The following is a 23,903-nucleotide window of genomic DNA, read 5'->3' as shown; positions in this document are numbered from 1 at the left end:
GGCGGACGCCGCCGGGGAGCCCGTCCGGGCGGCGCCGTCCGCATGACCAGCGGCGAACCCGGCCGGTACGTAGAGTGAGAGCCATGTCGAAGCCGCCGCTGCCCGAGCCCGCCGTCGCCATGCTGCGCAAGCCGAACCCGGCCGTCATCGCCACGCTGCGCGACGGCCAGCCGGTGTCCGCGGCCACCTGGTACCTGTGGGAGGACGGCCGCGTCCTGGTGAACATGGACGAGGGCCGCCGCCGGCTGGCGCACCTGCGCAGCGATCCCCGGGTCTCCCTGACCGTGCTGGACGAGGAGAACTGGTACACCCACGTCAGCCTCATCGGGCGCGTCGCCGAGTTGCGCGACGACGACGGCCTGGCGGACATCGACCGGATCTCGCAGCACTACACCGGGCGGCCGTACCCCCGGCGGGACCGCAACCGGGTCAGCGCCTGGATCGAGATCGAGCGCTGGCACGGGTGGGGCGCGCACAAGGACAACAGCCAGACCGGCTGACGGCGCCCCCACGATGTCCGACCCATGCGGAAGAGTGTCGGGCATGAGTGAGCCGTACGACCCGAAGGCAACGCTGCACCACTACCTGCGCGCGATCCGGGAGAATCTGATCTGGAAGCTCGACGGGCTGAGCGAACGTGAGGCCCGGCTTCCCCGCACCGCGACCGGCAACAACTTCCTGGGCCTGCTCAAGCACTGCCTGAACGTCGAGGCCGGCTACTTCGGGACCACGTTCGGCCGCGAGTTCCCCACCCCCGGGGAACTGGTTCCGGACGACGCGTTCGACGGCGACCCGCAGGCGGACTGGTACGCCCGGGCCGACGAGACAAAGGACGGGCTGATCGACCTGTACCGCCGCGTCGGGGCGTTCGCGGACGAGACGATCGAGACGCTGCCGCTGGACGCGCCGGGGCGGGTGCCGTGGTGGCAGCCGGGCCGGCAGGACGTGACACTGCACCATGTCATCGTGCACGTCTGCGTCGACCTGGCCCGGCACGCCGGGCACGCCGACGTCATGCGCGAGCAGCACGACGCGGCGATCGGGCTGGGGCGGGACAACCGGAACGTTCCCGAGGGCTACGACTGGCCGGCGTACGTCAGTAAGCTGTCGGCGCTCGCCGACCGGTTCGAGTAGCCGGCCTTCCGGTATTCCGGCCGGAAGTTTCAACCACATTTCGGACAGCGGATCGACAGGACCAGCAGCATCGTGAAGCATCTATCCCATGAAAATCCGGCCCGCCGTCGCCCCGCCGGCCGCTGAGGACACCGGTCCCGCGCGGCCTCCCGCCGAGCCGCCCTCGGACGACCGCCCCTCGGACGACCGCCCCTCCGACGGGCGTCCCTCGGACGGCAGACGCCGGTGGCGGCCGAACCCGGAGTGGACGCTGGCGATCCTGGGCAGCCTGCTGCTGGCGGTGGTGCTGACCTGGCCGACGATGCGGCACCCGGCGACCACGATCCCCGGCGACCTCGGCGACCCGACGTTGCAGGCGTGGCAGGTCGCCTGGTCGGGGCACGCCCTGCTCAGCGACCCGGCCAACCTCTGGAACTCGAACACGTTCTATCCGGAGCGCTACACCTACGCCTACAGCGACACGCTGCTCGGGTACGCCCCGTTCGGGATGCTCGGCTCCGGCTTCGAGGCCGCTGTGATCCGCTACAACGTGCTCTACGTGCTGCTGCACGCGCTGGCGTTCCTCGGGGCGTACGCGCTGGCCCGGCAGCTCGGCGCCAACCGCTGGGGCGGTGCGGTCGCCGGGATCGCGTGGGCGTACGCGCCCTGGCGGCTGGCGCACTCCGGCCACCTGAACATCCTGTCCAGCGGCGGGATCGCGCTGGCGCTGGCGATGCTGGCGCGTGGCCACGGCTGGTCGCTGCGTCACGGATACCGGCCGGAGCGCCGCCGGCACGGCTGGGCGGTGGCCGGGTGGCTCGTCGCGGCCTGGCAGGTGACGCTCGGCTTCGGCATCGGGCTGCCGCTCGTCTACTTCCTGCTGGCCGCCGTGCTGGTGGCGGCCGGCTGCTACGGCTGGTCCTGGTGGCGCAAGCGGGAGCGCCCCCCGTTCGGCCGGCGGCTGCTCGTCGCGGACCTGGCCGGCGGCGCCGTGTTCGGCACCGTGACGCTGCTGCTCGGTCTGGTCTACCTGCGCGTGGTCGACCTCAACCCGCAGGCCGTCCGCTCGCTGGACTGGACCAAGATGTTCTCCCCGCCGCTGATCGGGTTCGTCACCGCGCCGGGCGACTCGTGGCTGTGGGGGGAACGGCACGCCGCCGCCCGCGAGCAGCTGTCCTGGCCGCCGGAGATGGCGCTGCTACCCGGCATGACGCTGATCGGGCTGGCCGCGGCGGGGCTGTTCGTCTCGGCGTTCCCGGTGCGGCACCGGATCGCGCTGGGGCTCGGCGTGGCCGGCACCGTGCTGCTGGGCCTGGGCGCCACGCTCGGCGGGGACGGCGACCCCGGCTACCTGACGTTGTCCAACCTCCTGCCGGGCTGGGACGCGTTGCGTACCCCGGGCCGGATGATGCACTGGACCAGCCTGCTGCTCGCCGTGCTGGCGGCCGGGCTGGTGACGGCGCTGGCCGAGTCGTGGCGCCGGCCCGCGGCCGCACGCGTGTCCCGGGCCGCGGCGGCGCTGGTCCTGCTGGTGCCGCTCGCCCTGGTCACGCTGGAGGGCGTCAACCGCACGCCGCACCCGACCGTGCCGACGCCACCGGCCGCGATGCGGACCGCGCCGGAACCGATGCTGGTGCTGCCGGCCGGCGGGGTGGGCGATCTGAACTACATGCTGTGGTCCACCGACGGGTTCCCCCGGATCACCAACGGGCTCGGCGGCTTCGAGCCGGTCACCCAGGCCCAGACGCGGGTCGCCGTGGCGACGTTCCCCGACGCGGGCAGCGTGGCCTACCTGCGCGGGATCGGCGTGCGGTCGGTCGTCGCGGTGCCGAGCCGCGCGGCGGGAACGCCGTGGGAGGGCATCGAGAACCGGCCGGTCGACGGGCTGGGCATCACCCGGGAGGATGTCGATGGCACGCTTGTCTACCGCCTCTGACGGCGTGGGCGCCGGATGCGTGTGTCCGGGCCGGGCGGGGTGAGCACCGTGCGGTTGTCGGTGGTGGTGCCCTGCTTCAACGAGGAAGCGTCGGTGGAGCGGCTGCACGAGATGCTCAGCGCCGCGCTCGCCGAGCTGACCGACGTGGACGTCGAGGTGGTGTACGTCGACGACGGCAGCGAGGACGGCACGCTGGCGGCGCTGCGCCGGCTCGCCGCGGCCGACCCGGCCGTCTGCTACACGTCGCTGAGCCGCAACTTCGGCAAGGAGGCGGCCATGCTCGCCGGCCTGCGCCGGGCCACCGGCGACGCGGTCGTCATCATGGACGCCGACCTGCAACACCCGCCGCGGCTGCTGCCCGAGATGGTGATGCTCTACCGCCAGGGGTTCGACCAGGTGATCGCCCGCCGGGACCGCCGCGGTGACCGGTTCATCCGGATGGTCGCCTCGCGATCCTTCTACCGGCTGGTCAACTGGTGGATAGACGTCCGCCTGCTCGACGGCGCCGGTGACTTCCGGCTGCTGTCCCGGCTCGCGGTGAACGCGATCCTGGCGATGCCGGAGTACAACCGCTTCTCCAAGGGCCTGTTCTCCTGGATCGGCTTCCGCACCGCCGTGGTGGCGCACCGCAACGAGACCCGGCAGGCCGGGCAGAGCCGCTGGACGTTCGGCAAGCTGTTCAACTACGCGTTCGACGGCCTGCTGTCGTTCAACAACCGGCCGCTGCGCCTGGCGATCTACGGCGGACTGTTCCTCACGCTCATCGCGGTGGGCTACATGGCCTGGGTCGTCGCCGACGCCGTGGAGAAGGGCATCGACGTGCCCGGCTACACCACCATCATCGTCAGCGTGATCGGGCTCGGCGGCATCCAGATGATGATTCTCGGGGTGATCGGCGAGTACATCGGCCGGATCTACTACGAGACGAAGCGCCGTCCGCACTATCTGGTGCAGGAGACCGAACGCGTCGTCGACACCCCCGGCCGGGCGTCCCGGATTCCGGAGCAGCGTACGGCCACCGGCGAATCGATGGCCGGCGAAACCGGCTGAGCGACCCCGATCGGTGGGCGCCGATAGGCGCAGAATCGTTCTCTTTTCGCAGGTGGCGGGCGGTTGCTATGGTCGCCCGCGACGCCGGAGACCGGCGCCGAGGAAAGGGTTGCGATGGGGCTGATGGACAAGCTCCGGGGCGAACTCATCGACATCATCGAGTGGTTGGACGACAGCCGCGACACGATGGTCTGGCGATTCCCCCGGTATCAGAACGAGATCAAGATGGGCGCCAAACTGGTCGTCCGGGAGTCCCAGACGGCGGTGTTCGTCAACGAGGGGAAGATCGCCGACGTCTTCGAACCCGGGACGTACACGCTGGAGACCCGCAACCTGCCGATCCTGTCCACGCTGAAGGGCTGGAAGTACGGCTTCAACTCGCCGTTCAAGGCCGAGGTGTACTTCGTCAACACCCGGCAGTTCACCGACATGAAGTGGGGCACCCAGAACCCGGTCATCCTGCGCGACGCCGAGTTCGGCGTGGTCCGGGTACGGGCGTTCGGCGCCTTCGCGGCCCGCGTGGTGGACGCGTCGCGGCTGCTGCGGGAACTGGTCGGCACCGATCCGCAGTTCCGCACCGAGGAGGTGCAGGAATACCTGCGGCAGCTCATGGTGGGACGCCTGGGCGGCGCGCTCGCCACGGCCGGGGTGCCGCTGCTGGACCTCGCCGCGCACCAGGACGCGATCGGCCGGCGGCTGGCCGCCGTGCTGACCGAGGAACTGGCCGAGGTCGGAATCGCGATCCCCAAGTTCGTCATCGAGAACGTGTCGGTGCCGCCGGAGGTCGAGCAGGCGCTGGACAAGCGGACCAGCATGGGCGCTGTCGGCGACCTGGACCGGTACACCCGTTTCCAGGCCGCGAACGCGATGGAGGCCGCGGCGAACAACCCGGGTGGCGAGGCGGGCGCGGGCATCGGCCTGGGCCTGGGCATGGCGATGGGCCAGCAGATGGCCCGGTCGATGGGCGGAGGCGCGGCCACGCAGCCGCCGCAGCCCGCCCCCGCGCAGCCGGCCGCCGCCGAGCCGCCGCCGCTGCCGGGCCAGGCCCAGTGGTACGTCGGCGTCGGCGGCCAGCGGCAGGGCCCGTACGACCTCGGCGCGCTGGCCGAGCAGGCGAACGCGGGCGCGCTCGACGCGGACACGCTCGTCTGGCGTACCGGGATGGCGCAGTGGCAGCCCGCCGGGCAGGTGCCCGAGCTGGCGTCGGTGCTCGCCAGCGTCCCGCCGCCGCTGCCGCCGCAATGAGCGACACGGCTGTCTCGCCGCCCTCCTACCAGTGCGGGGGGTGCGGCGCCCGGGTGGAGTTCGCGCCCGGCACGACCGCGCTGAGCTGCCCGTACTGCGGGCACCGGCAGGAGATCGCCGGCGCCGGCCGGGAGGTGCGTGAGCACGCGTACGCGGAACTGGCGTCGCTGCCCCGCAAGCCGGTGGCGAGCGTCGGGGCGCACACGTTCGTCTGCCCGGGCTGCGGCGCCCGGACCGAGAGCGACGCGCTGGCGCAGCGCTGCCAGTTCTGCGCGGCTCCCCTGGTGGCCGACGCCGGGGCGGGTGAGCTGATCGCGCCGGAGGCGGTGCTGCCGTTCGCCGTCGACCGCAACGGTGTGCGGACGGCCCTGGGCCAGTGGTGCCGCAGCCGCTGGTTCGCGCCCGGGAGCCTGAAGAAGATCAGCGAGGCGGAGACGCTCAAGGGCACGTACCTGCCGCACTGGACGTTCGACGCGCGGACCGTGTCGGACTACCAGGGTCAGCGGGGCGAGCACTACTACGTCACCGAGACGTACACGGTGACAGTCGACGGCAGGCAGGAGACGCGGACCCGGCAGGTGCGGCACACCCGGTGGCATCCGGCCGCCGGCACCGTACGCCGGGACTTCGACGACGTGCTGGTGCCGGCCACCACCCACCTGCCCACCGAGCAACTGGACAAGCTGGCGCCGTGGCCGCTGACCGAGGCGGCCGCGTACCACGGCGACTACCTGGCCGGATACCAGGCGCTGCGGTACGACACCGAGCCCGAGGCGGGCCTGACCGAGGCGAAGGCGCGGATGGCGCCGGTCATCGAGGGGGACTGCCGGTCGGACATCGGCGGTGACGAGCAGCGGGTGTCCGCCGTGGACACCACGTACTCCGACGTGTCGTACAAGCTGGTCCTGCTGCCGGTGTGGATCGCCGCGTACCTGCACGCGGGCCGGTCGTACCAGGTTCTGGTGAACGCGCGGACCGGTGAGGTCATCGGCGAGCGTCCCTACAGCACGGCGAAGATCGTGGCGGCGGTGCTGGCCGCGCTGGCGCTCGTCGCGCTCGTGGTGGCGTACGCGATGAGCCGCTGACGCGCACGGGCCACCGGTGTGCCGCACCGGTGGCCCGTGCGCATCGCGCGAGGTGACTGCCCGAGCGGCCGATGTGCCGCCGCGCGGGTCCACAGCAGAGTGAGGGCATCACCACCATCGGCCGGGCGGCGACGGAGGGAGGCCCCGATGGACTCACTGCGGAAGACCTCGCTGGTCGCGGGCGGCGCCTATCTGCTCACCTTCGTCTCGATCCCCACCGTGGCCCTGTACGCCCCGGTCCGCGAGTCGGACTACGTCCTCGGCACCACCTCGCAGGCTCCGGTCGTCCTCGGCGGCGTCCTGGAGATGATCGTCGCGCTCGCCTGCATCGGCACCTCCGTCGCGCTGTACCCGGTGCTCACGCGCCAGGGTCCGGCCCGGGCGCTGGGCTTCGTCGGCGCCCGGGTGCTCGAAGCCGCGGGCATCCTCGTCGGCGTCGCGAGCATCCTGACGCTCGTCGCGCTGCGGGAGTCCGACGCCGGACCGGACGCGCTCGTCACCGGACGCGCGCTCGTCGCGTTCTACGACTCGGTCTTCCTGCTCAGCCAGGGCTTCCTGCCCGCCGTGAACGCGCTGCTGCTGGGCACCCTGCTCTACCAGTCCCGCCTCGTGCCGCGCGTGCTGCCGGTGCTCGGGCTCGTCGGCGCGCCACTGCTCGTCGCCTCCGACCTGGGCACCCTGTTCGGCGCGTGGGACCGGCTGTCAGCGGTGGCGGCGGTCGCCGCGCTCCCCATCGCGGTGTGGGAGTTCTCGCTCGGCGTCTACCTGGTCGTCAAGGGCTTCCGGCCCTCCCCCGTGACGGACGGCGCGGTCGAGCCCCGTCCGGTCCAGGCCGCCGCCGTCTGAGCCGGGTCAGGCCCGCGCGCCGCCGTCGACCCGCAGCACCGTACCGGTGACGAAGGAGGCGCGGTCGCTGAGCAGCCAGGCGGCGGCCTGGGCGATCTCGTCCGGTTCGGCGGCCCGGCGCAACGGGCTGGCGGCCGCGAGCCGGTCGATGATGCCGGGCGACTCCGCGTCCCAGGAGCGCATCATCTCGGTGAGCGTGCTGCCCGGGGCGATCGCGTTGACGCGGATGCCCTCCGGCCCGTAGGTGATCGCCGCGGACTCGGTGAGGCTGTTCACCGCGCGCTTCATCGCCCCGTACGCGGGCAGTGCGGGGTTGCCCATCAGGCTGCCGACGCTGGAGTTGTTGACGATCGCGCCGGTGCCCGCCGTGGCCCGGATCGCGGCGACCTCGGCGACCATGGCGAGCCACGGTCCCTTGAGGTTGACGGTGTAGACGTGGTCGAAGTCGTCTTCGCGTACCCGGTCCATCGGTCCGGGCGGCACGATCGTCGCGCCGTTGTTGAAGGCGACGTCGAGGCGGCCGTACACCTCGACCGTGCGGTCGACGGCGGCGCGCACGCTGGCCGCGTCGGCCAGGTCGCAGACCACGTACTCGGCGGTGCCGCCGGCGGCCCGGACCTGCTCGGTGACCGCCTTCAACTGCTCCTCGGTCCGGGCGGCGAGCAGCACCCGGGCGCCCTCGGCGGCGAACAGCCGGGCCGCCGCGGCGCCGATGCCGCGCCCGGCGCCGGTGATGAAGGCGACCTTGCCGGCCAGCAGGCCGGCGGTCGGGTGGACGATCGTGTCGGTTCGTGTGGTGTCCATGCCGGCAAGCCTGCGTCCGGTCGCGGAGCCCATCCAGGTACCGCCGGTACCTGGATACGCGCCGCCGCACGAGGGCACACTGGGGTCGTGGACCGACGTGAGCTGGCAGTGTTCCTGCGCAGCAGGCGGGAGCGGATCACCCCGGCCGACGTGGGCCTGCCCGCCGGACGGCGTCGCCGCACCCCGGGACTGCGCCGCGAGGAAGCGGCGCGGCTGGCGTTCATCTCCACCGAGTACTACACCAGGCTGGAGCAGGGCCGGGGTCCGCGTCCGTCGCGGGAGGTGCTGGCCGGGCTGGCCCGCGCGCTGCGGCTGTCCGACGCCGAACGCGACCACCTCCACCACCTGGCCGGGGCGCCGCCCGCGCCGCCGTCCGGGCCACCCCGGGAGGTACGGCAGAGCGTGCTGGACCTGCTGCACCGGCTGCCGCAGGCGGCGGCGTTCGTGACCTCGGCGGCGTTCGAGGTGATCGCCTGGAACGACCTCGCGGCGGCGCTCATGGAGGACTTCTCCGCAGTGCCCCGGCGGGACCGCAACCTGGTCCGCCGGGCGTTCCTCGGCCCGCACCTGCACGGCGCGGGGCTGTACGACGTGTCGGACGTGGGCGAGTTCGCCCGCCACTCGGTCGGGCGGTTGCGTGCCGCGGCGGCCCGCTATCCGGACGACCCGGAGATGGCCGCGCTGATCGCGGAGCTGCTCGCCGGGAGCGAGGAGTTCGCCCGCCTGTGGGCCTCCCACGAGGTGGGCGGCGCGCGGACGCTGTGCAAGACGTTCCGGCACCCGCTGGTCGGGCCGGTGACTGTCAACTGCGACGTCCTCGACATCACCGACCGCGACCAGCAGGTGGTCATCTACACCGCCACGCCCGGCTCACCGTCGGAGGAGGCGCTGCGGCTGCTCTCCGTGATCGGCACCCAGCGGATGACTGTCGAGCACTGAGCCGCCCGCCCTCGGTGGAACGCCATGGGTGTCCGCGCTCCCGTTCGACACCCATGACGTTCCACTCGCGGTGGGTCAGCAGCCGATCCGGGTGGAGCCCATCGCCACGTCGTCGTACCAGAGGGTGTCGGCGCCGCCGCCGTAGCTCTCCCAGCCCAGCTTCAGGTCGGTGAGCTGCGGTCGCCAGGTGCGGTTGTACCACTGGCCGTCGATGTCGTGCGTCGGCACGCCGTCGGCGGTCAGCCCGGTCACGGCGACACCGTCCAGCCACGTACGCAACTGGCCGGCGGAGCCGTCCACCATGAACTCCAGGCAGGCCCAGCGGTTGGTGGGCAGCGGCACGCTCTGCGCCACCCCGGCCGGGCTCTGCTCGGGCAGCGTGGCGTCGTCGGAGGCACGGTTCCACTGGAGCGCGCCGTTCTGGCCGCCCAGCCGCAGGTCCCGGTTGCCGTCGGCGGCGTCGGACATGGTGATCATCGTGGTGTGGTCGGTGGGCTGGGCGGTGGTGTGCCGGACCCAGATCCGGGCGTACCTGACGCTGCCCAGGCCGCTGAGGTTCTTCGTGGTCCGGACGAACACGTGGTTGCAGTACCCGGCGGCACCGTTGATCCGGACCGCTCGGCTGCCGCTGTGCGTGGTCGTCGTGTCGATGGAGGCCGTGCCGGCGCCGGAACAGTCCGGGCTCACCACGCTCCAGTCACCCGACGGCGTCGAGCCGGTCTGGTTCTCGAAGCCGTCGCACAGCACCGCCCCCGCACACCCGCTCGGCGGCGGCGTGGTCGGCGGCGGCGTCGTGGGAGGTGGCGTCGTGGGCGGCGGGGTGGTCGGTGGAGCAGTCGTGGGCGGGGCGGTGGTCGGCACCGCCGTGGTGGGCGGCGGCGTGGTCGGGCCGGCGCCGTTGCACGGTACGCCGTTGAGGCTGAACCCGGTCGGCGCGCCGCCGGCGGTGCCGTACGTGCCCTGCACGCCGAACTCGGTCGAGCCGCCGGCCGGGATGCTGCCGTTGTACGACATGTTGCGGGCGGTCACCGTCGACCCGGACTGGCTCACAGTGGCGTTCCAGCCGTTCGTGACGCGCTCGTCCCCGGCGTACGTCCAGGTGACCGTCCAACTGGAGACGGCGGTGTCACCCGGTGACACCTTGATGTTCGCGGTGAACCCGCCGGGCCACTGGTTGGGTGTGTAGTCGACCCGGCAGCCCTGTGCGGCTGCGGCCGGGCCGGTGAGCAGGGCCGTACCGGCCGCGGTGACGGCGGCCAGCGCGGCGACGGCCGCCACGAGCGGGGCGGGGCGGGCACGGAGAATCGTCATGGGAAGTCCTTCGGCGTCGGACAGGGCGCAGCGGCGCGCGTCCTCGGCGGACGCGACGGTGCGCGAGGATGCGGCGCGGCGGTGCGCCACGGTGAGTGGTCGATGCGTACGACCGATGTGCCCGGCTCGAAAGGCGGCCCGGTCAGCCGCCGGGGTCCAGTCTGCGGACCTCGGCGGCGCCCGAGCCCAATCTATTTACCGTCGCCTATCCAATCAAGGTCTCCGCCCGCGCGGATGCCCGTCATCCCGGATCGGCGCCCACGCCGCTCAGCAGCGGTTGCCAGCCGTCGCGGTAGCGCACGCCGCCGGGTCGCAGCCGGACCCGGTCGTGCGGCGTGCCGGGGACCGGCTCGATCCGGATCACCTGTGGCCGGTCCACCACGACGCAGACCTCCTCCCCCGGCCACCACCAGCCGCAGGAGCGGGCCAGGTCGGCCCAGGTGTCCAGGTGCCCGGCCTCGTCCGGCCCGTACCGGGCGAGGCCGAGCCGGCGCAGCACGTCGTAGTAGGCGATCCAGGACGCGTCCTGCTGCCCGTACCAGCACACGGGCACCGGGCCGTCGCCCGCGAGCGCCGCACGCACCGGCAGGTAGAACCCGTGCGCGAGGCTGCGGTGCAGCGCCGCGCGTACCCCCTGGTGCAGGACGACGGCGAGCGGTACGCCGCCGTCGAACGCCCGCTGCGGCGCCAGCTCGGGCCACGGCTCCTTGGCCTTGCCCCTGCGTGCGGGTGACAGCTCGGGATCGGTGTGCACGACGCCCGCGCTGAGCGCGCCCCGGAGCTGGGAGACGACCATGGCGATGTCGCTCGCCAGCAGCGGTGTCCGGGGCGGCCGTACCGCCCGGATGCGCTCGTGGAGCCGGTCGAGTGTGGGCCAGCCGCTGACCAGAGGCAGTGCCTTCGCCGGCGAGTCGACCCATTCGAAGCGGGGTCGCGGCCGCGACGCCCTCGCGTAGACGGCGGTCAGGCAGCGCTCCGCGGTGGGCTTGTCGGCCGGCTGTGTGGACAGGGCGTGGTCGAGCCATTCCTGGCGGATCCGGACCGCCTGCTGCCACAGGTCGTGCGGGGTCTTCGCGGCGTCGTCGCGCCGCGTGGGGGCGCTCATCGCGCCGGGGCGTCGCCGCCCTTCCGGTAGGAGATCATGGAACGACTCTGACCCATGTCGCGGCACCGCTCAAGCGAATTCCGTACCGTGGCCGAATCCGCAGTGCCCGGCCAGGAGAGAAGGGAACACCACTGCCCGTGGACAGTGACCGCTTGACCCGACCCCCTGTCATCACCGCGCAGATGCTCATCCGCCGGCCCGCCGCCGAGGTCTTCCAGGCGTTCGCCGACCCGGCGGTGACCACGAGGTTCTGGTTCACCAGGAGCAGCGGCCGGCTGGAACCCGGCGCCGTCGTCACCTGGGACTGGGAGATGTACGGCGTCTCCACCGTCGTCACCGTCAAGGACGTGGAGGAGAACCGCCGCATCCTGGCCGAGTGGGATCCGGAGTCCCCCACCCAGGTCGAGTGGCGGTTCCTGCCGGGTGAGGACGACACCACGCTGGTCCGGATCACCGAGACCGGCTTCGCCGGCACCGCCGACCAGGCAGTGAGCAGGGCGATCGACTCGATGGGCGGGTTCACCATGGTCCTCTGCGCCTGCAAGGCGCTGCTGGAGCAGGGTGTGCTGCTGAACGCTGTCGGCGACGCCCACCCGGCCGGATTCGAGGACTGACCGCGGCTGCGGTGGGTGAGCCGGGGCCCACCCACCGCAGGCCGGTCTAGCTGCCGAGCGTGGCCTTCGCCGCGTCGATGGCGTCGAGCAGCCGTTCCTGGTGCTCGAAGCCGTCGTCGTCGGCCACAGGGCTCGCCCCGCATTCACGCTGCCGCGCGTGCAGCAGCGTCTCGTCCACGGGAGTCACCGGGAAGGCCAGCGGGTCGAGGTCGGGTGCCCCGTCCGCGTCCTCGACGACGAGCCACTTGTTCGCCTCGTCGTAGCGGACCACACCGGCGGCGATTCCCCTGGTCCACTGGTCGAAGAGGACGGCCAGGCTGGGGGCGGCACGGACCGACTCCCAGGCGTCCTCCCCCACCGGGTAGCGCCAGATCTCCCCCTCGTGCTCGCCCGCGAGGACGAACGTGTAGAGCAGGAAGTCGAAGTGGAACAGGGGTAGTTGCTGCCGCCAGGGGAACGGCGTGCCGATCGACAGCCCCAGGTAGTCGAGCGCGTCCCCACCGTCCGGCCACGGCATCCGCCATCCGCCGTTCGGGAGCAACCGCGCGTCCGGCCAGCGCTGCGACTGCAACCAGGCCAGCTGATCCGCGACGTGGTCCACGTCGAAGATCCGGCGCACCCGGTCCGGCGGCGGCCCGGCCGGCGACTCGCCCGAATCGGGCCAGTCGAGGCCGGCAGCAGTCGCCGCGACGCGGTACTCCCGCACCGCTTCGCGCAGTACGCGCATGTCGTCGAGCATCAGGAGGCTCCTCGGCTCACGGTGCCACGGGCGTCATGCACAGGCTAGCCCCGCCGCCGCTGAGCTTGAAGGCGAAGCTCGGGCCGCCGGCCTCGACCCACGGCTTCACCGGCAGCACGACGAACTTGGTCTTGTCGCTCACCTTGCACTTGCCGTAGAACGCGTTGATGTCGTTGGCCTGCGGAAGCGACTCGGCTGTCGACACCAGCTTCAGGCTGGCGACCTGGCCGGTCAGGTCGACCGCCTGGTCGGTCGACCAGAACGGGAACTCGTCGCAGGTCTGCCCGGGAACCCGTACGTCGCACGCGTTCGGTTTGAACGCCGCGGTGCCGAACCAGCCGCGGCTGTGGCCCTTGGCGCGCGCCGCCTGCCCGCCGACGCTTCGCGCCGGGTAGAACCACACCGCCCGGGTCGGCGGCTGCGGATATCCGCCGTCGCCCATGGCGGCCACGATGTGCTTGCCGGTCTCGGTCATGTCGGCGCCCTTGTAGTTCTTGGCCCCGGGTACGTAGACGATGATGTCGTCGTCGCATCCGGCCTTGCCCTGGGTGCCGCGCTGCGCCGTACATGCCTGGTCGATGATCCGCTTGAGGCGCGCGTCCTCCGTGGAGTCCCAGGCGAAGGGCAGGTTGCGCTGGTTTGCCACCAGCTTCGTCGTCTTGATGACCTCGGCGTAGACCTTCAGGCTGTTGTACCACTCGCCCTCGTCCAGGCCCCAGTTGTCGAACTGCTCGAAGTCGACGTCGTGCGAGATCGGGTACTCGATGAGCCCGTTGACGCCGATGGTGCCGGGGAAGAGGATGGCGAGCAGCGTGCCCAGCGCGGCCCCGAGGCCGAGGCCGCCGAGGCCGACGACCCACCACGAGATGCTGGCGGCAGCTACCGGGGCGACCGCGGCCGCCGCGGCCGTCTCCGCGACGGGAGCGATGAGCGTCGCGCAGGCGCCACTGCTCAGACACCAGGCGATCGGCACCACAGCCGCCTGCAACAGCAGCGGCCGGGGCTGCGTGTCGTCGATCGACGAGATGACCGGACCGCGGCCGGAGGGAGCGATGGCGAACAGCGTGCGGGTGAGGTCGTCCGCACAGTCGACGAGCTTCTCGCCGGACGGTGGCAGGACGGCGTCGAGGCAGCTGGTGTCGGCTGCCCGGTAACAGCCGAGGAAGATCTGCGTGGCGCCGGAGGGCACCGGCACACTCGCACGCGAGCTGGCCGCGATGTAGATGTCACCACCGGCGCCCGCGCATTGCGACGCTTCACTGGCGGTGGCCTGCGTGACCGCCGGCGACAGCTCGTCCACGTGGATCATCGTGGTGAAGTCGCCGGCGAGTTCCCGCACCACAGTGCCGTCGGCGCTCAGCGCCTCCACCCGGAAGGCGTACGGCGTGTACTCCTCGAGCGGCTCGATCGGGAGTTTGATGACGCTGTCCGCCGTACACGGGCTGGCCACGTTGCCGTTGCCGTCCTCGCAGAGCTGGTCTCGCTCGAAGTGGTCGTAGATTTCGCCGTCGAGGTAGGCGCGGTAGCTCGCCTCGGTGGCCGGGTTCGGGTGCCAGCTGGCCATGGCGCCGCCCTCGTCCGGGTCCAGGGTCAGGCCGGCGTCCACGTCGGGCGGCGGCGGCAGGGCGTCGGTCGTGAAGGACGTCGTGGCGGGCGTCTTCGACCGGTTGCCGGCCAGGTCGACGGCGACCACGGAGACCGTGTGGTTGCTGGACGGCTGGAGTCCGGTGATCGAGTACGAGCGGGTGCCGACAGTGGTCCGATGCGGGGTGCCCCCGTCGACGGTGACCTCGTATCCGGCGAGACCGTAGTTGTCGGTCGCGGCACCCCAGGTCACCTTGGCGCCGGTGGCCGTGATCGTGCCGACCGCCAGGTTCGGAACGCTGCTCGGCGGGATCAGGTCCAGCACGGTGATGTCGCGCAGGATCCGTGCGTAGCGGCCGGGTTCGCGCTGGGCACGGGTGCAGACCTTCACCGGACCCAGTCGCGGTGGGCGCATGCTGGCGGTCCAGGAGGCCGACCAGTCCGTGACGCCCTCCGGCGGCGGGCCGTAGGTGAAGCTGGTCGAGGTGGTCTTCTCGACCGAGACGTCCACCATCGTGGCCTGCTTGTGCACGTAGCCGTTGACGGCGATCCTGCCGTTCGCGTCGACCGCGACCTCCGACCCGGCTGCCGGTCCTTCGAGGCGGATGGACGCGTGGTTGACGTCGTCCGGCACGGACGGGTCGGCGCATGCCGGCAGTTGCGCCTCGGTGACGACCTGGGCGGATGCCGGCTGGCTGATCATGCTGAGCGGGAGGAGGATCGCGACGGCGAATGCCGTCATGCGTAAGGACCGACTGAAATAGCGATGACGTCTGTAGCCTGACATGCCGCCCCGTCTCACTGAGATTGGTCGATGACGAGCGGAGCCTGTCACGGCGATCTATATTCGAGATACTTTGTCGTCTACGCTCGCCGGACGACCCGAGCGGTCGGCAGAATCGATCACCCGGACCGGGACGACAACGTGAGGAACGGGTTCCCCCGAACGAGCCGCGACGCCGGCCCGGACGGCACTGTCGACAATTCGGCGGCGTAATCCCTGACCAGCGCCGGCAGCCGGTAGCGGGCTGCACCGTCCCGGGCGACCAGGTGCGCATCGACCAGGCCTTCCATGGCCCGCCTGATCCGTTCGGTGGACTCGCCGAGTTGCGCCGCGGCACGGTCCACCGCCGCCGGAGCCTCCGGGCAGGCGGCGAGAAGCTCGAACAGCCGGCCGGCCACCTCGTCCTCCGAGGCGACGACCGCGACGGCGGCGGCCAGGCTCGCTCGTACGGACAGGTCGTCGTAACTCAGCAGATCCAGCGTGCTCCCTCCCGCTGTGAGTTCGCCGACCAGCGCGGCCACCGGCATCCCCGGCCACGTCGCCAGTCTCGAGCCGGCGACCCGCAGCGCCAGCACCGATCCGGCACACAGGCCGATCAGCTCGGCTGTCGCGCCCGGATCCGCGGCCAGCCGTTCCGGACCGGCGAGCGCGGCCAGCAGTTCCCGGGCGCCGGGTTCGGCCAACGGCGACAGGGCGACCCGCCGTACACCGTCGAGGTTGCCCAGAGCGCGCCGGGCCACGGCGATCAGGGCAGGACCGGGACTGGCGGGCAGTAGGGGCCGCACCTGGGCCGCGCTGGTGACGCCGTCGAGGACCAGCAGCAGCCGGCGTCCGGCGGTGAGCGAGCGCAGGCGCCCGGCGCGCTCGTCGGCGCTGTCGGGCATGTCGCCCGCCGCGACGCCGAGCGCGCGCAGCACCCGGGCCAGCAACTCCGCCGGGGTGACCGAGGCCCGGTACGCGACGTCGACGAAGATCTGCCCGTCGGTGAACTCACCGGCCACCGCGTGGGCCGCGTGTACGGCGAGCCCGGTCTTGCCGCTTCCCGGCGGGCCCGTGACGACCACGACAGCGGGTGCGCGGCACGTCGCTACCGTGCTGACCTCCCCCGCTTCCCTGGTGCGCCCGACGAAGGTGACCAGATCCGGTGGCAGCTCCCGGGGCACCGTCCGGCCGGTCTCGGCGGCGGGAGCCGGATCGGCGGCCGACGGTGCCGCGATCACCGGCGGCGGCCGGGTGTACGAGACGTCCGGCGCCCGTTCCAGGATCGCCCGGTGCAGGGCGGCCAGTTCCTCGCCCGGCTCGATGCCGAGGTGCTGGTCCAGCCGGGCGCGCGCGTCCCGGTAGGCGGCCAGTGCGGCCGGCACCTCACCGCAGCGGTACAGCGCGAGCATCAGCTGCCCCCACGCCCGTTCCCGCAACGGGTACGCGGCCAGATGCTCACGCAGCCCGGGTAGCAGCTCGGCATGCCGGCCGACCGCCAGGCGGGCATCGGTCAGCACCTCGAACACCTGAAGCCGCTGCTCCTCCAGGCTCGCCCAGCGGTTGTCGAGCGTGGTGCCGGTCGGCAGCCCTTCGCCCGCCGCGCCGCGCCACAACGCGAGCGCGGCGTCGAGCGCGGGAACGGCGTCGAGCGCATACCCCCTGACCAGTGCCGTGCGGCCGTTCTCCGCCAGCCGGTGGAACTCCGTGACATCCAGCTCGTCGGGCTGCATCCGCAGCTCGTACGCGTTCGGACGCGTCACCAGCCGGTCGCCCACCATCCGGCGCAGCGCCGCCAGGTGCGAACGCAGGTTGGCCGTCGCCGAAGGCGGGGGGACGTCGGACCAGACCATGGCGGCCAGCCGGTCCAGGGACACCGACCGGTTCGCCGCCAGCGCGAGCCCGGCGAGCACGGCCCGCCGCTTTCCCGGTCCCGGCGCGACGCGCCGGCCGCCGACCCGCAGCTCGACAGGGCCCAGAAGCCGAATGTCCAATTGCATCCCGTCGCTCCCCCGTCGAACTCCGAGGCCGCCCACAGTAGGCGGCCCCGCAGATCAGGACAAGGCATTTCGATAAGGACCAAATGTGACGGGAATCAATGCAAGTAGCGGTGTGTCGACGTAACGGAAACACCGCAGAAAACGCCCGACCAGATCATGACGGCGACGAGCCACCGGCTCGTCGAGCGGTCAGGCTCCGGCCATCGGTGCCGGCGCGAACAGGGGCGGCGCCGGATCGGCTGCCCGGATCGCGGCCACGAGCTGTGCCAGTTGCGGGTAGTCGCCCCCGGCCGCGCGGAGAAGGTGATCCGCCTCGGCGTGGTTTCCGAGATACGACTCGGCGGCCGCCCGCAGAAGAAGCGCGACGGCGCAGAGGTCGCGCGGCTCGGCGCCGGGACGGACGTCGAGAAGCAGCGATCGCGCATCCTCGGGCCGCTGGTTGAGCAGGTGAGCCAGGCTCATCACGATCCGGGCGGACAACGCTCGCGGCTGCGTCCGGGCGGCGATCCGGGCGAGTTCCGAGATCTCCCGCACCTCCCGGCGATCCACCGGCGCGCCGGTCACCACCGCGGCGTACAGGTACCACATTCCGAACTGGAGGCTCAGCATCTGGCCGATCGCCGCGGCGGCCGCGGGATCGGTGCCGCCCGCGCGAGCCAGCGCCGCGAGCCGCTCGGCCTCCTCGACCAGATCCGCCGACTGCGTGTGTCCCGCGCTCAATCTCTGCTGGTAGGCAGCGAGGGCCAGGAGCGGATCGCTGCCGTCGCGGGCCTGAATCCCGACCCGGTGGACGTCACCACCCGCTCGGGCGACCGCCCGCAGCGCCCTGACCACCTCCTCCTGGTAGTAGCCGGCCCGCAGCCCTTCGCGGGCGGCTGCCGGAGCCCGGAGCCAGCGGAGCAGGTTGTGGCCGTCGCTGTGGGTCGAACGCCCCGGAACGAGGTTGGTCAGGCCGAGCAGCGCCCCGACGAACGCGGCGCCGAGCAGCGTCAACCGCGTCAACGCCGTACCGGTGGACGCCGACGCGATGACGAGCGCCGTCGCGGCGCACAGGTTGGCCAGCGGGCCACCGAGATAGAACAGCACCATCCGCAGCGGTAACGCCGTCATCGACGGCGACGGCCGGACCGACACCTCGTTGCGCCAGCCGTTGAAGGGCGCGACACGAACCGCGATGACCGGCAGACGCAGCAGCTTCGCCACGACGAGGTGACCGCACTCGTGCAGGACGAGGTGCAGCCACAACGACACGCAGGTGAGGCCGGCGGCGACGATCGCATCCATCACCGACTCGGTGACGAGCAGCGCGAACGCCGTCGCCTCCACCGCCAGGAGGAGTGACACGGCGACCAGCCGACGGCGGAGCTTCACCAGGAGATGGTACGGCCGGACAGGCGGCGGCAGTGGGACACGCGCGCTCACGCCCGGCACAACCACGACCCGACGGTACGGCCGTAGAGCCGCGGCCCGGGCTGGACGGCGTGTCGTAGGCTTCGCCGGTGCTTGAGGTGTCGGGGGACTTCGAAATCCATGTGACGGCCCAGCCGCACGACGCGGAGAGGCTGTCCGCCCTCGCCGCGCGGCGCGGGCTGAAGTTCGTCCACATCGTCCTCGACCAGGGTGCCTACACCTCCCAGCCGATGCTCACGCTGACCGGGCGGGGCACGCACGCCGAGCAGCAGGCCGCGGCAGAGCGCCTGCAGGGCGAGGTGGAGGCGTCCGGGATCCACGTGTGCCGCACGAAGATCGAAGTGGCGCCGTGGGCTGCCGGTGTGCCGAAGTCGGACGAGGAGGCCGCGGCGGAGCCGGCCGCCCGCTACTTCGAGCATCACGTCAAACTGCTGCTGGCCGGGCCGACGGTGGCGCGGACACTGGCGCTCACCAGCCTGGTCGAGCCGCACGGGGCACGGCTGTCCCGCAACGCACGCCGGGTACGCGCCGACGGTGTGCAGGAGCGGTTCGTCACCCAGCGCTGCTACCGTGTCGGGCTCGCCACGGCCGGGCAGCGCCTGGAGGCCCTCGTCGCGGCCGTGTCCGCCGCCGGCTTCGAGATCGCCGCGGTGGAGCAGGAGTACGTGGTGTTCGACAGCGGACCGGTCCGCGACCTCGGCTGGCTGGACCCGCCCGGGAGCCCGGAGAAGACGCGGCCCAGCGACTGGGTGACGGAGCGCGAGAACACCATGCGGTCCGCGCCTGCCCGGTCCCGGGGCTTCCCGCCGACCTACCAGCCGCTGCCCGCCGACGCTCCCGTCCGCCAGCGCGCCGCGTTCGATCCCGCCCTCAAGCAGTACCCGAACGCGTACCGCGCCGGTGAGCCGGACTTCCTCGTGCCCGAGACCGGCCGGCGGTGGAGCGCCGCCCGGCGTACCGCGCTCACCGGCGTGCTTGCGGCGATCGCGGCGGCCCCCGTGGGCCGCCACCTGGTGCTGCGGGGTAGTGCGCTGATGCCGGTCCAGGTCGGCGCCGCCGCACGCGAGCCCGGCGATCTGGACTTCGTCGTCGTCCCGCACACGGTCACCAGCGGCAGCGACGAGGCCCGTACGCTGCTCGACGCCGTCAAGGCCGCCCTCCGGAGCGTGCCGGACGCCGGCCTGCGACCGGACCGGATCAGCGAGGCGGCCATCTGGACGTACGAGCGGGCCGACGGCCGCCGCCTCGTCGTCCCGTTCGGCATCGCCGGAGCGCCGGACGGCCACGTACAGATCGATATCGTCTTCGGCGAGGAGCTGCCGCTCCCGCCGGAGACGGTGATGCTCCCCGGTGTCGCCGTTGCGGTGCTCGCCGCGCCCGCGGCGCTGGCGCTCGCCTGGAAGCTGCTGTGGCTGGCCACCGACGCGTACGCGCAGGGCAAGGACCTGTACGACGCGGTCCTGCTGGCTGAGACCACGAGCGTGGACCGGGATCTCGTCCGCCGCCTGATGCGGCCGGAGCTGGGCGCCGAGGCGGACGGCTTCAGCGCCGAGGACGTGCTGACGTGGAGCATCGACTGGGACAACTTCGTCGACGAGTACCCCGGGATCGAGGGAACCGAAGAGCAGTGGACGAGGCGGCTGGCTTTGGCCCTCGAACGCGCCTGGGGATAGCCGTACCGCGTAGCGGCGCGGACAACCGTCGGCCTGAATTCGAAGAAGGAGGCCCGGCTCGACCAGTTGCCGCCGAATGACACTCTTGCGCCGATGGACGCGTTCATCTCACAGTTACCGGCGTTGCTCGGCGTCGTTGTCGGTGCCATGGGCACAGGCCTGGTGGCCTTCCTGTCCGCCAGAAGCCAGTGGAGGCGCGGCCAGGCCGTACGGTGGGACGAACGACGACTGGAGGCATACAGCGAGTTCGCCCAGGCACTGAAGGAGATTCAGGCGATATCGCTGAAGGTGCTGGCTACCGCGGCCGGGGACAAGTACCGCTCGGGACTGAACGAAGCAGAGGCTTTTCCTCGGCTCGCCGAGGCCGACATCAGGCACACCCTCGTCTGGGAGAGCCTCTTGCTGCTCGGGGACGCTTCCACCGTCGTCGCCGCACAGGACTGGCGAGAGGCAGTCTGGCGACTCGAACACCGAGCCCGTGGCGTCGACGAGAACTCCGAGCCGTTACTGGAACTGGTCCAGCAGGCGAACGCGAGTCGGGATCGCTTCTATCATGCCGCTCGGCGCGGCCTCGGCGTAGGCGGCGGATCGGTCGCTCAATCCGACCGCCTACAGCGACGCCTCGCCTCCGAAAACCACGAGCCTCCGTCCCCAATCAGCTGTGCCGGCCAGACCTCGCGATGAGTTCAGTCGCCTCCGCCGGTCTGACCTGGTGCGTCCGATCGATGTCGGATGCGGGAAACCGGCAGACCGCCAGGAGGGACGAGAACCATGACCGTCGTCGACACCACTCCCCCGCCCGTCGCGCGCGGGTTGCACCGGACGCTGTGGGCACTGCAAATCGTCCTCGGGGTCTTCCTCATCGTCGCCTCCGCCGGCCCCAAGCTGTTCGGCGAGACGAACGCGGTCCAGACCTTCGAGGACATGGGCGCCGCGCCCTGGTTCCGTTATCTCGTCGGCCTGCTGGAGCTGGCCGGTGGCATCGGGCTGCTCGTGCCTCGGCTGGCCGGCCTGGCCGCCGTCGGGCTCGCGCTGCTCATGGTCGGCGCCGCCGTCACCCAGGCGTTCATCCTGCACGGCGGCGCGCTGGTGCTCACGCCCGGGGTGCTGTTCGCGCTGTTCGTGTTCATCGCGTGGGGCCGCCGCCACTCGATCCGCTCGCTCCTCGGGCGCTGATCAGGGGTGCGCCGGCCGGCCCGTCAGGGCGTCCAGCGCACCCCCGGGTTCACCCGCCCGGACCAGTCGAAGACGGCCATGTTGTCCCACTGGTTCCCGGTGCCGTTGATGTTCGCCGGATCCCAGCCGTTGCCGCTGACGGCGTACCAGGTCGGTTCCCAGTAGAAGACACCGATCGCGCCGGCGTTGCGGGCGGTGTTCTGGACCCAGTCGAACTCCTGGGCCTGCCCGGCCCAGGTCGCGCCGATGCCGTCGCAGGTCGCGTCGCCGATGGCGTTCGGCTCGCTGTCCGCGTTGTCCCGGGTGAAGGGGTACGCGGTCTCCACGATCACCACCGGCTTCCCGTAGCGGTTCCGCAGGTCGACGATGTTGTTGTAGAGGTTCGCCAGGCTGCCGTGCCACATGCAGTAGTACGACAGGGCGGTCATGTCCCACTGCACGCCCTGGGCACGGATGCCGTCGTAGAACCACCGCGCGTTGGCGTTGCTGTCGGCGTTCGCGGTGTGGATCATCACGGGGATGCCGCCGCCGCAGGCCTTCACCGCGTTGTAGCCCTGCTTCAGCAGGCCGGCCAGCGGGGCGAAGTCGTTGTTGACGACCTTCCCCTCGTTCCACAGCATCCCGACGTTGATCTCGTTGCCGATCTGCACGCTGTCCGGCAGGGTGCCCTGCCCGCGGAGGGCGGCGCAGACGTCGTAGGTGAACGCGTACACGTCGTTGCGCAACTGGCTCAGGCTGTGCCCGGCCCAGGCCGCGGGCTTGTACTGCTTGCCCGGGTCGGCCCAGGTGTCGGAGTAGTGGAAGTCGATCAGCACCTTGAGGCCCTTGGCCTTCGCCACGCGCGCCTGGGCCAGCACCCTGCTCTTGTTGTTGTAGCCGCTGGCCGGGTTGTTCCAGACGCGCAGCCGGACGTAGTTGAGACCGACGGACCTGAGGATGTCCAGCGGGTCGCGCGCCACCCCGCCTGCGTCGTAGTACTTCGCGCCCAGATCCAGGCTGCGCTGCAACGAGGAGACGTCGGCGCCCCGCATGCTGAGCGTGTTCGCGGCGGCGACGGGCGCGGGCGTACCCCCGAATGTGGTGGTGACGGCGAGGGCGACGGCCGTGACGGCCCCGGCGAGGGCGCGGCGGCGGTGGGGTGTGCTCACGAGACTTCCTCTCAGCCGACAGTGCAGGGGGCGCCGTTGAGCGAGAAGCCGGTCGGCGGCGCGTCGCTCGCACTCCACCGCCCCTGGAAGCCGAAGGTCGCGGAGCCGTTCGGCGCGATGACGCGGTTCCAGTCGGCGTTGCGGGCGGTCACGGCGGCGCCGGTCTGGCCGACTGTGGCGTTCCACGCGGTGGTGACGTGCTGGTCCCCCGGGAAGCCGAAGGTGACGATCCAGCCGTCGACCGACGTCGTCCCGGTGTTCTGGACCGTCACCGCGGCCACGAAACCGCCAGGCCACTCGGACTGGTTCCGGTAGGTCACCCGGCAGGTCGAGGGCGGCGGGGGCGGCGGCGTGGACGTCGTCGGCAGTGTGACCGTGTTGGACGCGATCGACACGTTGCCGGCCGCGTCCCGGGCCCGCACGTAGTACAGGTTGCGCAGCGGCGTCGACGGGGGCAGCGGCGCCGTGTACGTGGTGCCCGGCACGGTGGCGACTCGGGTCGAGGTGAACCAGCCGTCGAACCGGTAGACGTCGTACCCGAGCACGCCGGCGTCGTCGGTCGACGGCGACCAGGACAGCGTGGCGGTCGAGGCGGTCACCTCGCCGACTGTGAGGTTCTGCGGCGCGCTCGGCGGGGTGGTGTCCGGGCCGGTGTCGGTCACCGGGGTGACCACCGTCAGCGCGTCGGTGGACGGCGATCGGCGCCCGGACCCGTCCCGGGCCGACACCCGGAACGAGTACTGCCGGCCCGGCTGGATGTAGCCGGTGATCGTGGTGGAGGTGACGTCGCCGAGGCTGATGCCGTAGACCACGTCGTCGAACGCCTGGTAGTAGGTGACGTCGTACCCGGCGACGGGGCAGCAGCCGGGCCTGGCGGCCGTCCAGGTGAGGGTGACCGACGTGGTCCGTACCTGGGTGGCGGTCAGGTTCGTGGGCGCGCTCGGCGGGAACGGCGTGGTGCTGGGCGTGCTGGGCGTGCTGGGCGTCGAGGTGGGCGGCGCCGCCGTCCCGGTCGGCTCCGCGGCGGGCACCGCTGCGCCGCCGGGCGCCGGGGCGACAGCGGGGTACGCGGTGCCGGCGTCCGCCGACGGCGCGACGGCCAGAGCGGCACCGAGCACTGCCGTGGACAGCACGACCGCGGCCGTCAGACCCGGCCGCAGACGGCGGAACAGCGAGGACGAGAAGACGGCAGCCATAGGTCGACAATGCCCGCCATACATCGATGATCGCCAACGTGTCCCACACCTCGGCCGGTGCCACGGCCCCGCAACCCGCCGCGAGGCGCGACCTCCGCCTCATTCGTCGTTTTACGCCGCTTATGTCAGCAATCGGTCACAATCGGATAGACAGGGTGAGCCGCTG

At 72.0% G+C, this 23,903-nt stretch carries 21 protein-coding genes; 12 read left to right on the top strand and 9 right to left on the bottom strand.

Annotated elements, in window-relative coordinates:
* Positions 1–83 precede the first annotated feature (83 nt).
* From ML5_RS10340 to ML5_RS10310, 7 genes are all read left to right on the top strand, one after another.
* Entirely contained in the window at positions 84–500 is a 417-nt protein-coding gene (locus tag ML5_RS10340) for a PPOX class F420-dependent oxidoreductase (RefSeq protein WP_013474636.1), read from the top strand.
* Positions 501–543: 43 nt separating this feature from the next.
* A complete protein-coding gene (locus tag ML5_RS10335; RefSeq protein ID WP_013285134.1) occupies positions 544–1,134 on the top strand; it encodes a DinB family protein in 591 nt (196 codons plus the stop codon).
* Between the two features lie 88 nt (positions 1,135–1,222).
* Entirely contained in the window at positions 1,223–3,049 is a 1,827-nt protein-coding gene (locus ML5_RS10330; RefSeq protein ID WP_013474635.1) for a hypothetical protein, read from the top strand.
* A gap of 15 nt (positions 3,050–3,064) precedes the next feature.
* Entirely contained in the window at positions 3,065–4,099 is a 1,035-nt protein-coding gene (locus ML5_RS10325) for a glycosyltransferase family 2 protein (RefSeq protein ID WP_013285132.1), read from the top strand.
* A gap of 114 nt (positions 4,100–4,213) precedes the next feature.
* Positions 4,214–5,344 carry an SPFH domain-containing protein gene (locus ML5_RS10320; protein ID WP_013474634.1) on the top strand — a complete coding sequence of 377 codons (1,131 nt, stop codon included), beginning with the start codon at positions 4,214–4,216 and terminating at the stop codon, positions 5,342–5,344.
* Between the two features lie 53 nt (positions 5,345–5,397).
* The gene (locus tag ML5_RS10315; protein WP_236619394.1) at positions 5,398–6,429 is read left to right on the top strand and encodes a hypothetical protein; all 1,032 of its coding nucleotides are present in this window, start codon (positions 5,398–5,400) and stop codon (positions 6,427–6,429) included.
* 147 nt (positions 6,430–6,576) lie between these two features.
* Positions 6,577–7,275, top strand: coding sequence for a DUF4386 domain-containing protein (locus tag ML5_RS10310; protein ID WP_013474633.1), 699 nt, complete (start codon positions 6,577–6,579; stop codon positions 7,273–7,275).
* Positions 7,276–7,281: 6 nt separating this feature from the next.
* Here the strand turns inward: ML5_RS10310 and ML5_RS10305 are convergent, their stop codons facing one another.
* A complete protein-coding gene (locus tag ML5_RS10305) occupies positions 7,282–8,079 on the bottom strand; it encodes an SDR family NAD(P)-dependent oxidoreductase (protein WP_013474632.1) in 798 nt (265 codons plus the stop codon).
* Between the two features lie 87 nt (positions 8,080–8,166).
* Between ML5_RS10305 and ML5_RS10300 the strand changes: the two genes are divergently transcribed.
* On the top strand, positions 8,167–9,018 hold the full coding sequence (locus ML5_RS10300) for a helix-turn-helix transcriptional regulator (RefSeq protein WP_013285127.1): 852 nt from the start codon (positions 8,167–8,169) through the stop codon (positions 9,016–9,018).
* Between the two features lie 75 nt (positions 9,019–9,093).
* On the opposite strand, the gene ML5_RS10295 is transcribed toward ML5_RS10300, so the two are convergent.
* Positions 9,094–10,329, bottom strand: a complete 1,236-nt coding sequence (locus ML5_RS10295; RefSeq protein WP_013474630.1) for a cellulose-binding domain-containing protein — start codon at positions 10,327–10,329, stop codon at positions 9,094–9,096.
* Between the two features lie 241 nt (positions 10,330–10,570).
* Positions 10,571–11,434: a DUF6745 domain-containing protein gene (locus ML5_RS10290; protein ID WP_013474629.1), complete on the bottom strand. Its 864-nt coding sequence runs from the start codon at positions 11,432–11,434 to the stop codon at positions 10,571–10,573.
* A gap of 152 nt (positions 11,435–11,586) precedes the next feature.
* Here ML5_RS10290 and ML5_RS10285 point away from each other — a divergent pair, with 152 nt between their 5' ends.
* On the top strand, positions 11,587–12,048 hold the full coding sequence (locus ML5_RS10285) for an SRPBCC family protein (RefSeq protein ID WP_013474628.1): 462 nt from the start codon (positions 11,587–11,589) through the stop codon (positions 12,046–12,048).
* 46 nt (positions 12,049–12,094) lie between these two features.
* Here ML5_RS10285 and ML5_RS10280 read toward each other — a convergent pair whose 3' ends face one another.
* The 4 genes from ML5_RS10280 to ML5_RS10265 form a co-directional block, all read right to left on the bottom strand.
* Positions 12,095–12,787, bottom strand: coding sequence for a hypothetical protein (locus tag ML5_RS10280; protein WP_013285123.1), 693 nt, complete (start codon positions 12,785–12,787; stop codon positions 12,095–12,097).
* Between the two features lie 16 nt (positions 12,788–12,803).
* On the bottom strand, positions 12,804–15,113 hold the full coding sequence (locus tag ML5_RS10275; protein WP_236619393.1) for a fibronectin type III domain-containing protein: 2,310 nt from the start codon (positions 15,111–15,113) through the stop codon (positions 12,804–12,806).
* A gap of 161 nt (positions 15,114–15,274) precedes the next feature.
* Complete coding sequence (locus ML5_RS10270; protein ID WP_013474626.1) at positions 15,275–17,134, bottom strand: BTAD domain-containing putative transcriptional regulator; 1,860 nt, start codon at positions 17,132–17,134, stop codon at positions 15,275–15,277.
* Positions 17,135–17,323: 189 nt separating this feature from the next.
* A complete protein-coding gene (locus tag ML5_RS10265; RefSeq protein WP_013474625.1) occupies positions 17,324–18,505 on the bottom strand; it encodes a hypothetical protein in 1,182 nt (393 codons plus the stop codon).
* Between the two features lie 128 nt (positions 18,506–18,633).
* Between ML5_RS10265 and ML5_RS10260 the strand changes: the two genes are divergently transcribed.
* The 3 genes from ML5_RS10260 (at position 18,634) to ML5_RS10250 (ending at position 21,393) form a co-directional block, all read left to right on the top strand.
* Positions 18,634–20,217 carry a nucleotidyl transferase AbiEii/AbiGii toxin family protein gene (locus ML5_RS10260; RefSeq protein ID WP_013474624.1) on the top strand — a complete coding sequence of 528 codons (1,584 nt, stop codon included), beginning with the start codon at positions 18,634–18,636 and terminating at the stop codon, positions 20,215–20,217.
* Positions 20,218–20,310: 93 nt separating this feature from the next.
* Positions 20,311–20,901 carry a hypothetical protein gene (locus tag ML5_RS10255; protein ID WP_013474623.1) on the top strand — a complete coding sequence of 197 codons (591 nt, stop codon included), beginning with the start codon at positions 20,311–20,313 and terminating at the stop codon, positions 20,899–20,901.
* A gap of 87 nt (positions 20,902–20,988) precedes the next feature.
* Positions 20,989–21,393 carry a DoxX family protein gene (locus ML5_RS10250; protein WP_013474622.1) on the top strand — a complete coding sequence of 135 codons (405 nt, stop codon included), beginning with the start codon at positions 20,989–20,991 and terminating at the stop codon, positions 21,391–21,393.
* Positions 21,394–21,416: 23 nt separating this feature from the next.
* Here ML5_RS10250 and ML5_RS10245 read toward each other — a convergent pair whose 3' ends face one another.
* Both ML5_RS10245 and ML5_RS10240 read right to left on the bottom strand, forming a co-directional pair.
* Entirely contained in the window at positions 21,417–22,541 is a 1,125-nt protein-coding gene (locus ML5_RS10245; protein WP_013474621.1) for a glycosyl hydrolase 53 family protein, read from the bottom strand.
* A gap of 11 nt (positions 22,542–22,552) precedes the next feature.
* Positions 22,553–23,737 carry a cellulose binding domain-containing protein gene (locus ML5_RS10240; protein WP_013474620.1) on the bottom strand — a complete coding sequence of 395 codons (1,185 nt, stop codon included), beginning with the start codon at positions 23,735–23,737 and terminating at the stop codon, positions 22,553–22,555.
* Positions 23,738–23,903: the final 166 nt, after the last annotated feature.

Source organism: Micromonospora sp. L5, assembly GCF_000177655.2.
GTDB classification, from domain to species: domain Bacteria; phylum Actinomycetota; class Actinomycetes; order Mycobacteriales; family Micromonosporaceae; genus Micromonospora; species Micromonospora aurantiaca.
The sequence above is the reverse complement of the archived record's forward strand: the minus strand, read 5'-3'. Positions and strand labels throughout refer to the sequence as shown.

Coding starts and splice junctions, on each gene's coding strand:
- ML5_RS10340 (WP_013474636.1), top strand. CDS start 84: ATGTCGAAGCCGCCGCTGCCCGAGCCCGCCGTCGCCATGCTGCGCAAG.
- ML5_RS10280 (WP_013285123.1), bottom strand. CDS start 12,787: ATGCTCGACGACATGCGCGTACTGCGCGAAGCGGTGCGGGAGTACCGC.
- ML5_RS10320 (WP_013474634.1), top strand. CDS start 4,214: ATGGGGCTGATGGACAAGCTCCGGGGCGAACTCATCGACATCATCGAG.
- ML5_RS10255 (WP_013474623.1), top strand. CDS start 20,311: ATGGACGCGTTCATCTCACAGTTACCGGCGTTGCTCGGCGTCGTTGTC.
- ML5_RS10250 (WP_013474622.1), top strand. CDS start 20,989: ATGACCGTCGTCGACACCACTCCCCCGCCCGTCGCGCGCGGGTTGCAC.
- ML5_RS10240 (WP_013474620.1), bottom strand. CDS start 23,737: ATGGCTGCCGTCTTCTCGTCCTCGCTGTTCCGCCGTCTGCGGCCGGGT.
- ML5_RS10275 (WP_236619393.1), bottom strand. CDS start 15,113: ATGACGGCATTCGCCGTCGCGATCCTCCTCCCGCTCAGCATGATCAGC.
- ML5_RS10335 (WP_013285134.1), top strand. CDS start 544: ATGAGTGAGCCGTACGACCCGAAGGCAACGCTGCACCACTACCTGCGC.
- ML5_RS10325 (WP_013285132.1), top strand. CDS start 3,065: ATGCGTGTGTCCGGGCCGGGCGGGGTGAGCACCGTGCGGTTGTCGGTG.
- ML5_RS10290 (WP_013474629.1), bottom strand. CDS start 11,434: ATGAGCGCCCCCACGCGGCGCGACGACGCCGCGAAGACCCCGCACGAC.
- ML5_RS10305 (WP_013474632.1), bottom strand. CDS start 8,079: ATGGACACCACACGAACCGACACGATCGTCCACCCGACCGCCGGCCTG.
- ML5_RS10295 (WP_013474630.1), bottom strand. CDS start 10,329: ATGACGATTCTCCGTGCCCGCCCCGCCCCGCTCGTGGCGGCCGTCGCC.
- ML5_RS10270 (WP_013474626.1), bottom strand. CDS start 17,134: ATGCAATTGGACATTCGGCTTCTGGGCCCTGTCGAGCTGCGGGTCGGC.
- ML5_RS10310 (WP_013474633.1), top strand. CDS start 6,577: ATGGACTCACTGCGGAAGACCTCGCTGGTCGCGGGCGGCGCCTATCTG.
- ML5_RS10330 (WP_013474635.1), top strand. CDS start 1,223: ATGAAAATCCGGCCCGCCGTCGCCCCGCCGGCCGCTGAGGACACCGGT.